This is a genomic window from Alkaliphilus pronyensis (assembly GCF_009017275.1).
Taxonomy (GTDB): Bacteria; Bacillota; Clostridia; order Peptostreptococcales; family Natronincolaceae; genus Alkaliphilus_C; species Alkaliphilus_C pronyensis.
In genome coordinates this window covers 1-11,662 of the sequence record NZ_WBZC01000034.1, presented here as the reverse complement: position 1 = coordinate 11,662, position 11,662 = coordinate 1, and the positions used below count along the sequence as shown (strand labels likewise).

13 protein-coding genes are annotated in these 11,662 nt (G+C 33.3%); 12 read left to right on the top strand and 1 reads right to left on the bottom strand.

Annotated elements, in window-relative coordinates; all coding sequences use genetic code 11:
* Positions 1–131: 131 nt before the first annotated feature.
* Positions 132–959: a Nif3-like dinuclear metal center hexameric protein gene (locus tag F8154_RS09870; RefSeq protein ID WP_151861456.1), complete on the bottom strand. Its 828-nt coding sequence runs from the start codon at positions 957–959 to the stop codon at positions 132–134.
* 247 nt (positions 960–1,206) lie between these two features.
* Between F8154_RS09870 and hflX the strand changes: the two genes are divergently transcribed.
* The 12 genes from hflX to F8154_RS09815 form a co-directional block, all read left to right on the top strand.
* On the top strand, positions 1,207–2,493 hold the full coding sequence (hflX, locus tag F8154_RS09865) for a GTPase HflX (RefSeq protein ID WP_192930240.1): 1,287 nt from the start codon (positions 1,207–1,209) through the stop codon (positions 2,491–2,493).
* 446 nt (positions 2,494–2,939) lie between these two features.
* Entirely contained in the window at positions 2,940–4,640 is a 1,701-nt protein-coding gene (locus F8154_RS09860; RefSeq protein WP_151861455.1) for a serine/threonine-protein kinase, read from the top strand.
* An 18-nt stretch (positions 4,641–4,658) separates the two neighbouring features.
* On the top strand, positions 4,659–5,489 hold the full coding sequence (locus F8154_RS09855) for a CpaB family protein (protein ID WP_151861454.1): 831 nt from the start codon (positions 4,659–4,661) through the stop codon (positions 5,487–5,489).
* On the top strand, positions 5,489–6,319 hold the full coding sequence (locus tag F8154_RS09850; RefSeq protein WP_151861453.1) for an AAA family ATPase: 831 nt from the start codon (positions 5,489–5,491) through the stop codon (positions 6,317–6,319). The genes F8154_RS09855 and F8154_RS09850 overlap by 1 nt, the downstream gene beginning before the upstream one ends.
* 13 nt (positions 6,320–6,332) lie before the next feature.
* The gene (locus F8154_RS09845) at positions 6,333–7,778 is read left to right on the top strand and encodes a CpaF family protein (protein ID WP_151861452.1); all 1,446 of its coding nucleotides are present in this window, start codon (positions 6,333–6,335) and stop codon (positions 7,776–7,778) included.
* A gap of 1 nt (position 7,779) precedes the next feature.
* Positions 7,780–8,739, top strand: coding sequence for a type II secretion system F family protein (locus tag F8154_RS09840; protein ID WP_151861451.1), 960 nt, complete (start codon positions 7,780–7,782; stop codon positions 8,737–8,739).
* A gap of 16 nt (positions 8,740–8,755) precedes the next feature.
* A complete protein-coding gene (locus F8154_RS09835) occupies positions 8,756–9,646 on the top strand; it encodes a hypothetical protein (RefSeq protein WP_151861450.1) in 891 nt (296 codons plus the stop codon).
* A 13-nt stretch (positions 9,647–9,659) separates the two neighbouring features.
* Positions 9,660–9,788 carry a hypothetical protein gene (locus F8154_RS15530; RefSeq protein WP_279237177.1) on the top strand — a complete coding sequence of 43 codons (129 nt, stop codon included), beginning with the start codon at positions 9,660–9,662 and terminating at the stop codon, positions 9,786–9,788.
* A 1-nt stretch (position 9,789) separates the two neighbouring features.
* Positions 9,790–10,254, top strand: coding sequence for a DUF4320 family protein (locus F8154_RS09830; RefSeq protein ID WP_151861449.1), 465 nt, complete (start codon positions 9,790–9,792; stop codon positions 10,252–10,254).
* Between the two features lie 23 nt (positions 10,255–10,277).
* Positions 10,278–10,709, top strand: a complete 432-nt coding sequence (locus F8154_RS09825) for a hypothetical protein (RefSeq protein WP_151861448.1) — start codon at positions 10,278–10,280, stop codon at positions 10,707–10,709.
* Positions 10,710–11,240, top strand: coding sequence for a hypothetical protein (locus F8154_RS09820; RefSeq protein WP_151861447.1), 531 nt, complete (start codon positions 10,710–10,712; stop codon positions 11,238–11,240).
* Positions 11,241–11,285: 45 nt separating this feature from the next.
* Positions 11,286–11,662, top strand: a 377-nt coding sequence (locus F8154_RS09815; RefSeq protein ID WP_192930239.1) for an S-layer homology domain-containing protein, incomplete at its 3' end; no start/stop codon positions are given.

Sequence of the window (11,662 nt, the reverse complement as noted above, 5' to 3'; positions counted from 1 at the left end):
AAAGATTCGAATATATTTTCTATTGGATATTAGAAATCGTGATCAGAGTGGTATGTACTTTTGACACCCTAATCAATATTTAGAAATATAAAAAAGAGTAAGTACCCCTTACTCTTTTTAAAATAATACATTTATTTAGGATCAATTAAGCCACTCATTCTAATAACCTCTATACCCTTATCCTCTAGGGCCTTTGCTAATGTATTAATACCAACTGAATCACTGGCCATATGTCCAGCTACAATTACATTACCGTAGTTTTGCTCTTTAACTGCTTTAATTACATCTTCAGGCATATGCATAGTAACCAGTGTACCTACTCCTGCCTCATAATAAGCTTTATGAACCTTAACACCACCGCTTGTGCCACCAGCCATTGTAACAAAGGTTTTACCAGCATAATCCTCCTTGCTGCCTACTCTAATCACAGGCTTCGCCATGGTTCTTTGATACTCTGGTAACGTTTCCAATCCATCGATTACATCTTGAAGAGTAGCTTTAGGTTTGCTCTTAAGCATTTCATCAAGTAGCTCCTGAACTTTATTTTCTGCTATTATGTCTGTAGGTGTATGAATTGCCATAAAGGGCATTTTCATTAATTTGGCAGCTGACACTGCTCTATCGTAGTTAGATACATGAAGAGCCCTTTCAATTTCTCCCTTTCTTTCACTTAGTGCTTTTTGGGCTTTATTAATTGGTATACCAGCACTAACCATTCTGTCGATTTGATTATCCATCACCTTATGTAGATTTACTCTTGGGCTACCACCTGATGGATGATGGGTAATTACTAAATCTGCACCTAAATCTCTTGCCAGTAGCATTTCGGCTAATTCCATATCAACTCCAATAGCTACCTTCTTAATTTTTTCGCCCTCAACAATAATACCAGAATCAGCAGGTATTTCAGTTAAACCAGCTAATTCTAAAGCAAGGTCCATAATTTCCTTAGTGTTCATTATTTTGCCTCCTGTTATAAAATTTTTTTTATATATGATTATTATCTTATACTATTATATGACAAAATCAGTTAATAACGCAAATATACTTTTAATTTTGATTTTTTACTAATTGAAATAATTGATGAGTTTTTAAAGGTGATTTTACTTTTGAATAGAAATATATAATGGCAGCTAAGCATAGCTAATTTTCACTAGGGTTGGGTAATAATAGTATAATAACATATTCGAAATAGGGGTGTAATATATGGTTATAGAAAACAATGAGCAAATAGTTAACAGAGGAATTTTAGTTGGCTTAGAAAATACAAGAAAAAAAGGTCAAATAAGCTTGAAAAGCTCTCTTGCAGAGCTGGAGGAACTATCGATGGCAGCAGGAGTCGAGGTTTTAGGAGTAATAACCCAAAGTCGTCCAACAATTGATGCTGCCCTATATATTGGAAAGGGAAAGGTGGAGGAAATAAAGGATTACTGTGGGAAAATGGGGGCAAACCTAGTGATATTCGATGATGAGCTTTCAGGGTCTCAAATAAGAAATCTAGAAGAAATAATTGGAGTTGATGTAATAGATAGAACAACCCTAATATTAGATATTTTTGCTAATAGGGCAACAACTAAAGAGGCAAAGCTACAGGTGGAACTGGCACAGCTAAAGTATAGGTTACCTAGGCTAACTGGTCTTGGAAAAAAGCTTTCAAGATTAGGTGCTGGTATCGGTACAAGAGGCCCTGGAGAAACTAAGTTAGAAACAGATAGAAGACATATATTGAGGAAAATAGATTATATTAGGGAGCAGCTGGAGGAGATAAAAAGGGTTAGAGAGGTTCAACGATCACAACGAATTAAGTCGGAGCTACCAATTGTAGCACTTGTTGGCTATACAAATGCAGGAAAATCAACCCTTATGAACTCACTCTTGAAGATGAGCCTTGAAAATGAAGCTGAAAAGCAGGTGTTTGCAAAGGATATGCTTTTTGCTACCCTAGAGGTTGCCTTGAGAAAACTGGTCTTCTCAAATAATTTTAGCTTTCTTTTAACTGATACTGTTGGCTTTGTCAGTAAGCTGCCCCATAATTTAATCGATGCCTTTAAAGCTACCTTAGAAGAGGTTCAATATGCTGATTTACTTCTACATGTAATTGATGCTTCTAATGAGGATTATGACCTTCAAAGGGAAACTACCTTGACAGTATTGAAGGAGTTAAAGGTGGATACAAAAAAGATTATAAATGTCTATAATAAAGGAGATTTAATTAGGGATATAAATATTGTTCCAAAGGAAGAAAACTCAATTGTTGTATCAGCAGCCAATCAAACAAATCTAAATGAGCTATTGAGGCTAATTGAGGAAGAAATAGGAGAAAAAAATGAGGAAATAGAAATTTTAATACCCTACACTAAGGGTAACATCGCATCTCAAATCCATAGTATTGCAGCTGTTATTGAATCTGAGTATAGAGAAGAAGGTATATTTTTAAGAGTAAACATACCTGTTGCCGAGGCTAGGAAATATCACGAGTTTTTAGTAAAATAAAGTACTTTTATTTAAAGTGCTTTTTTTTCTACCATTTTTCACATTTATTTTTCTAATAATAGATTGCAAGGTTATATATAATTTGGTATAATGTTACAACATTAATCCTAAATAATGTAATAGTAAATAAAAATTAACAAAATTTCTTTAAGGTTTTAAGAAAACAGCATTAATATTTGTGTTTATCCTTTAAAAATATTGTAAATTACATATTTTTTTTACTCTGAAATGTAACAAAGCGTAAGTTTTTAAAATTACAAAAATAAATTATTAAAATAATAGAGAGTTAGTTGTAAAAAACATATTATATGCAATGCAACATATTACTTGAGAATACTAAGATAACTCAGTTAACAGAAGTTAACAAATACGGGGAGAAAAAATGTAAATTATGTTACATTAACTGTGTGCCATGAAATTAGATAAAGTTTATAAGGAGGGAGCAAATGGAACGAGATAATATATTGGCTAAAATGGAGACTGAGCTTATAACAATTAAAAATAAATCCCTTGGGGTGCCTAATAACATAAAGGGTAATATACTAAAGGATTTGTATATGGTTGAAGGGGTACTGGGAAGGGGAGGCATGGGGACGGTTTACCTGTGTAGGAACACTAAGCTAGATAATTTATGGGCAGTAAAGTTTATACCTAAGAAATTCTATGAGTATAATTCTTTAATTACAGAGGCAGGAATTTTAAAGCAATTAAACCACATACATTTACCTAAAATAGTTGATATATTTAGTGATGAAAACGGAACTTATATTGTAGAAACATATATTGAAGGTACTAACCTAGAGAAGGCAATGGAGGAGAAGGGACCCTTTGATGAAAACACCGTTGTTGAATGGGGTAAGCAGCTGGCGGATGTACTAAAATACCTACATAGTATAAAGCCATATCCAATAATATATAGAGATATGAAGCCCTCTAATGTAATGATAACCCCAGAGAATAAGGCGGTATTGATTGATTTTGGAATCTCTATTGAGCTTAAGGGGGAGGTTGATAATTCGAATATTCCTCTAACCTTAAAGTTTGCTGCACCAGAGCAGCTAAAGGGATATGCTGATCAACGGACGGATATTTATAATCTTGGTAAAATGCTTTACTATCTAATGACCAAATCCTTTACATTTAGTAGAACCTACAATAAATCAATAAGTAGGGCTATGGCCTCCGTTATAGAAAAATGTATTAATGAGAATCCTCAAAATCGTTACATCAATGCAGAAGAGCTACGATATGACCTTGAACTAATATCTATAGCTAAAAACAAAAATAAAAAAATTAATACAGGAACAACACATCAGCTACCTTCAGATTACAAAAAAATAATTGGAATATTCAGCCCATTACCATTGGGTAAAACAACCATAGCCTGTAATTTGGCTAGCTCCTTTTCTAAGCATGGGCTTTCAGTGTCCCTAATCGATACTGATCATATAAAAAAGGATATACAGTACTTTTTTGATATTGATTTTACTAACAATATGGGCAAGCTGAAAAACCTAAATAAAAAGTTAAAAGAAAACAATGAAATTGAAAATATAGAGGATTATGGAATTTCAATATCAAACAACCTAAAAATCTATACAGACCACAGGGATAGCTGCTATAGCTTTAATTACAAAATGTTTGATAGGATAATAAAGCAATCTAATTCAAACATCATTATAGTGGATGTTTCCAACTGCTTAGAGATGGATGTAATTAATGGAATTTTATCATCATGTAATGAAAGGCTGTTGGTTATAGATAAATACCTGCCTAATCTATTTTCACTACCTAATAAGCTGACACATATTGAAAATTATAATATTAAACACTGTTGCCTGTTAATAAATAAAGAAATAGAAAAAAGCAAACCTGCCGTAGGGGATATTATTGATCTATTGAATTCTATTGAGGTGTTTGCTTCTAATAAGCTAGTCCTTGAGTTTAAAAGTGTATTCTATCTACCTAATAAATATAAAGAAGCAGTATCGAGATTATATGAAGGGCCTCAGACTCTGTTTGGTAAGGATCACGAATTTGATGAGGCTATAAACAAGATTGTTTATTCATTATATAGCTTTAATAATAGCAATAAAAAAAGCAAAATAATGAGTTTTATTAAGAGCTTTTGCTTAAAAGTAAAATAAGGAAGGGAGTTTCTTTTCTTGAAAAAAAGGCTAAAGGACATAATTGTAATTATAGTTTTTTTATTTATATCAATTTGGGTGGGCTTCTATCTTGTTCCTATGGATAATGAGCGAACAAGGGATACTACAATGGTGGTTAGGATGAATAATAGCTTAGGCAACAATCAGGTTGTTAAATTAAGCGATTTAGAGGTTGTTGAAATGGGAAGCTACGGACTCCCCGGTGATGTAATTAATGACCCGACAGAAATAGTTGGAAAGTTCACAATATCACATACTCCAAAGGGAGTTCTAGCCTTGAAATCTATGTTTCAAAATGAAGAAGTACCAGTAAATGCTTTTTTATATGATAATCCAGAATTAGACGGAATTTCCTTTGAAACAGACTTAGCTAGAGCGGTAGGTGGAATACCTGAAAGGGGAGACCTAGTAAGGCTAATAATCTATATTAAGCCAACAGAATATGGACAAGCCAGCAAAGTGATAATGAATGATGAGCTTAGTATGCTAGAGGTGGTTAGTATTGTAAATTCAAAGGGTGAAGACATTAAACAACTAGACACAGGTGGTGGCAGTGATGGTGGCATACCAGGGGTTATAACTGTAAGGGCCAATAAAAAGCAGCAGGCTTTAATTGTACAGGGAATGTATGATGGAACTATTCATTTAGCCCTACGACCAAGAATAGCTAGTCTGGAAGAAAGACTAGATAAAAATAGCTTAGATAATCATGAAAGAACTGAATCCAGCGGAGCTTCATTAGAAGTTATTGGTACTAGTAGTCAATCCGTTGAAGAAGAAGCACCTGAGGAGAATCAAAAGGTTCCCAAAAGGGGGTTTGATAATTAATGATAGGCATAGATAAAAAAGTATATGCCATTTGGTCACCTAAGGCTGGAGTGGGTAAAAGCTTTTTAACTGCACATTTAGCAAAGGCATCCTCTTTAAAGGGGAACTTTACAGGGGTAATAGACTTTAACAGACAGACCTCATCTTTACCTGCCATTCTGGATATTGATATACCTGCCAATAAAAGCCTAAAGGAGGCATTGTTAACCGAAAGAGACACTGATGTAATTATAAATTACCATGTTAATGATAAAAAAGATAAAAATTTATTTTGTCTAGCCCTTAATAACACCAATAAAGTTGACGAGCTTAACGAATTAGAGGACATAAAAATAATTAGGCTGCTTCAACTATCGAGACCTAAATTTAATATTTTATTTTTAGACCTGCCTTCTTCCTATTATGAGCTTACAAGCTATGAATCATGGAAGTATGCAGATAAGATTATTGTTGTAATTGATAATGATTACAATACCTTAATTGCCTTAAAGGGATATCTTGTACAATTTAGTGAGCTAAATATTCCATTAAATAAGCTGGTTTTAATAGTAAATAAAGATATAGGGCTATTACATGAGGATGAGGTTTTCCAGATAACTGGTCTACAAGTAAAATCTAAAATACCCTTCAGCAAGCAGGTTGTTAAGGATATGAATAACGGAAAAACGGTTTACGAAAATGGCGGTGGAATTAAGGATACTAAAATTATAAGAGGAGTCAATAAAACATATCAAATAATAACCTCTGAGGAGAATTTCAAAGAAAAAAGCAGTAATAAAGGCTTTCTATTGCAGTGGCTTGTAAGAAAAAAGAGCTGTAAATCAATGTAAAGAAGGTGATAAGGTGGCCAATATTATTCCTAATATTAATAGAGACAAATATGAGGCAGGGTTAAAAAAGCATAATATTTATGATTCAGAGTCTTCAAATTATGTAAAATCAATTAATCATTCCTTAGAGGAGGCAGTTGGTGAAGTTAGAGATTATCTAACAAATACATACCCAGATATATTTGAAAACACTTTACACAATATTAATGCAAGAAATAAAATAAAGGAGCTTATAGCAAAATATGTGGAGGCAAAGGCCATTTTAGTAGAAGGAATTAATGGACTAGAGGAAACCACCTCAATAATAACCTCCGATATATTAGATTTTGGTCCTATAACAGATTACCTAGAAGATGGAGAAATAGAAGAAATAAGGGTAAACAGCCCTAATGATATAAGAATAGTAATTGGTGGGAAGGAGTATATAACCGATAGAAAATTCTCATCACAAGATCAGGCTATAACTATAGCTAAAAAAATTGTTCGAAATGTAGGCAAGGGCTTAAGCCCAAGTGAGCCAGTGGTAGATGCCAGATTAAAGAATGGACAGAGGGTTGCAGTGGTTATTGAACCTGTATGCTTGACGGGTATTAATTTAACCATAAGAAAGCAAAAAAGAGAGGTATTTACTGCCGATAAGCTTATACAATACGGTACAGCAACTAAGGAAATGTTTGAGTTTTTAGATATTATAGGAGAGGGGGATATTAGCTGTCAAATAGTAGGCCCAACCAACAGTGGTAAAACTGCAACTATGCAGACTATATTATCTAGGCTACCCAGTAGAAAAAGGACTATAACAATGGAGGATACAGCCGAGCTAGATTTAAGAAAACTTGATGAGAATGGTAAATCTATTAATAATGTAATTATGTGGGAGACAAAGGAAGGAATTGCAAACCTTTTAGAACTGTTGAAGCAATCCTTAAGGCAATCACCAGAAACGTTGGTTCTAGGAGAAATGAGGGGAGAGGAGGCTCAAATTGTAGTTGCAGCAGCAAATACAGGACATCAGGTATACAACAGCTTTCATGCCAATGGACCAAAGGAGGCTCCCATACGGGTTTTACAAATGTATATGATGGGAAAGACTACATTAACTCAAGAAATGATTCTCAATATGATTGTTGATGGATTTCCAATTTGTGTTTTTCAAAGGAAGCTTAAGGATGGCTCTAGGAAAATTATAAGCATATCAGAGTTAGAGGGCTTCGATGAAAAGGGTGATTTAATTTATAGAGATATATTTAAGTTTAAGGCAGAAGGCTACTACATAAAAAATGAAGTGAACCCAATAACAAATGAATCCCAGAAGTATAAGGTTATTACTGGAAAACATCTGTTTAACTCAAATATTAGTAGAAAACTATATGAAAGACTGATAGAGGCTGGAATAAGTAAGGAGAGAGCAGCAAGGTTTTACAAGGGTAAAATTGAAGAATGGCAAGGAGATAATTAATATGCTTGTACTATATAGAATAATAATAATAATGGCTATGTTTTTTTCTCTATTTAAATTAGGAGGAATGCTTTTAAATGTAGAGGTAGCCTCTTTGCTTCTGCCAGTAAAAAAGACAGACAAAAGAGTAAAAAACTACAGTGAAATACTAAAGGAACAAAGAAGAAGAGAAATACTAAGAAGCAAGCCTAGTATTAGTGAAAACATTAAAAAGAAGATTGTTTTAACAATTGAGCTTTCTGGTATGGATGTAACACTAAACAGGTTTTTAAAATATAGTATAGGCTTTAGCTCTATAGGAATAATTGCAGGTTATGTATTAAGAAATCCAATTATGATGATAATATTAGGTTTACTATCGTCAGCTATTCCCTATATATACATTCAAAATAAGGCTAAAGTTAAATTTCAACTGATAAACCAGCTATTACCTTCAGTAATGGGAAATATTATAGCGCAATTTTTACAGGAAAGTGACATTGTAACAGCAGTTATTAAAAAGCTTGATCAAATCCCAGAGCCTTTAAATAAGTACTTTAACAGCTTTGTAAATGAAGTGCAAGTTTTGAATGTTGATACCATTAAAGCTTTAGAACATCTAGAGGAAAAAATTGATAATTATTACTTTAAAGAATTTATTAAGCTTGCTATTCAAACAGAAAAGCAGGGTCAGCAGCTGAAGTATACAATGGTAACAATTCCAGAGGATATGAGGGACCTACAGCAGGTTCAAGGAGATTTTGACTTAGTTAGAAAAAAATATAACCGTGAGTTTATTGCAACATTGATATTTTTCCCATTAAATCTTTTAATTCTGAGGTTTGGATACAAGGGCTATTATGACCTTTTGGTATATGACTATAGGGGGAAAATTACCTTAGGGGCTATTGCTATTATTCTAATAGTTGTTAGCTACAAAATGTACCATGATAATAAGCCTGTTAAGGTAGAGTTAGATTAAGCAGGGGGGATCAAAAATGGATTTACCTAAAATGTATTCAATATTAGTAGCACTAGTTGTTTTTGTAATTTTAGTTAAATTAAAATCTTTACTTATTTTTACGCCTAACAATACATTTATTAAAAGATATAAAAGATCACAGGAATTATTAAAGCTGAATAAAACACCACTATTAGAGGAAATGTTTAAACCTGTGGCTAGCTTTATTAATACAAAGATCAAAATAGATGAAATTCAACGGGCTAAACTAGAAAAGGACCTACTAAGGGTTGGGGAAACAATAACTCCTGAGCAGCATCAGGCTAGAAAAATTATATATCCCTTTGTAATGCTAATGATAGGGGTTATCCTTAGCTTTGCAAGCATTGTAATTATGGCGGTGTGTATCATGTTTGCTCTATTGCTTTTTTTTCAACCTGATACAGAGCTGGAGAGAAGGCTAAGGGAGCTTAATGCCAACATTATTAAGGAGTTTCCGAGGTTTGCTAGAACCCTAAGATTTTCCCCCCACAAAAACATTATTCATACAATAGAGGATTACCTTAAGGTGTGTAAGGGTCCACTATATTATGATCTTAAAATTTTACATGCAAAGCTTGAGGCAGGAATGATGGAGAAGGATGCATTGCAGGAATTTTCAAATACTATAGGGATTATTGCAATACAAAATTATATTATGGCTGTTATTACAGGAATAGAAACATCAAAGGAAAATGTTGACACCCTATATGCTATTCAAGAGGAAAGAATTAGAAGGATGAATTTAGATAATGTAAAGGAAGAAATGATGCTTAGGCCAGAAAAGCTAGAAAGAAACAATGCAATTGCCCTATACTCTATTTTTGCAATGAATGCAGTGGCTGTAGCATTATCCTTTGTTGTTGATTTTGCATCACAATTTTATTAAAGGAGGGATATTTATGAACAAGATATTTGGTTTAGGAATTGCTGTAGTAGTAACAATTGCTGTACTAGCCATCTTTAGTACAGAGGTTCAAGCAATAGCAACTGGTTTATTTGAATTGTTTAAAGATGCTGTAGGAATATAAAATGCTAATAGAAAAGTCACAATTTAAAAAACTAGAAAATAAGTCTTTGTTAAATGAAAAAGGTTTAAGCACCCTCGGAGGATTAGTAATTATCCTATGCTTTTTACTATTCCTCCCAGTGCTTACCTCTATAGCAAATGTTTACTCTACCTATAGAAGCTTAAACAATATTGCTTCTTCGACAGTAGCCTTAGCAAAAAAACAGGGGGGCTTTAATCAAGAGGTGTTGAATCTCTATGAAGAGCTGTTGGATGACTTTAATATAGATAGAGGTAGATTACAAGCAATATATATTCCACAAAAAATGATGAAGGTAAACAAAAGGGAAGGGCTTGGCATTGAAATGAATTATAATATGGAATTCAGGTTTATGCAAATGGATAAAAGCTACCTAGAATTTGATTTTGTTTTATCAGTAAGACAAAATTCATATTCTCAAAGGTATTTTAGACCCCATGAGTTATAAGAAAAAGTATAAGGGAGCTTGTTATGAAGTTAATAAGAAGCATTATAAAAAATAATAGAGGGGAACTACATTTGGACTTAATGGCCCATATGTTTAAGTTACTAATAATAACTCTCTTAATATTTCAACTATCCATCTTTTTAGTGGATGTAGGTATGGTATACATGGCTATAAATGAAACCATGAGAAAGGCCCAATCAGAGGGTATGATAAACAGAGATTATCTTGAAGAGCAGCTAGTGAAAAGAAACAAAGACCCTAGGGATATTACAGCTACAGCAATACCAAGCTTTAATAATTATGCAAACAAGCTAGGTGATGGACTATCTTTACATGTAGAATATGAGTACAATGTTAGCTTTAGTGGGTATTGGAATGTTTCCATACCCCTAAAGCTAAGGGTACATGGTACAAATCAAGGATATTATGGCTCCGGCTATGGGGAAGGATGGTAAATGAAAAGTATTTATATTTCATTCAAAGAATTAACCTGTATTAGGGGAGAGTCTAATTTAATATCAATTATTAAGTTCTTTATTTTTTTTGCAATCATTGGAATTGCGGTTGAATTCTTTAGATTACAATCCTTTCAGTCAACACTACAAACAAGAATAGAAATAATAGCACAGGACTCATTAGAGTTATCTATAAATGATGAATATAGAAGAGAAGGTATAAGTCTTATAGATCCCATAAAGGCTGAGGAGCATCTTTATGAGTTGCTCACAACCGATTTTAATCTTGACAACAACTTAAAACCTAAGGACAGAAGTCTTTTGCAGGCTCCACTAATAATCGAAGGTTTAACCATAGAAGAAGGCAGCTATTCCAACAGTGGAGCAAGCTTTTACAATGTGCAATTGCCTTCAATAGAAATTAAGGGATATACCCATCAAAAGATAATACTAATACCATTTTTAGATGAAGCCCTAAGATACATAGAAATCCCCTTTAATGTATACATAGAAAATACAAGATATAACTAAGATGTTTAGATATTGTCAGTGTTAATTAAAAGGAGGAGTTTAATAATGAGAAAAGCAATACTATTTATTTTAATTACTATGGTTTTAGCATCAACCTTAACAATTACCTACGGAAGCATTAATGAAACAGTTAATCGATTTAGTGATGTAAGTAAAGGCGACTGGTTTGCACCAACAGTAGCAAAGCTTGTTGAAATGGGTGGTATAGAGGGTTATGCAAATGGAACCTTTAAGCCCAATAGAACCATGACACAGGCTGAATTTATTAAAACAGTAGTTGCCACATTACATGGTGAAGAGCCTATAGCAGAAGATGAACACTGGGGAATGAACTATATTAGAGAAGCTGAAAAGTTAGGCTACATAGATGGTGGAGAGTATAGGGAAGAAGACTTAAACAAACCAATTAACCGTTATCAAAT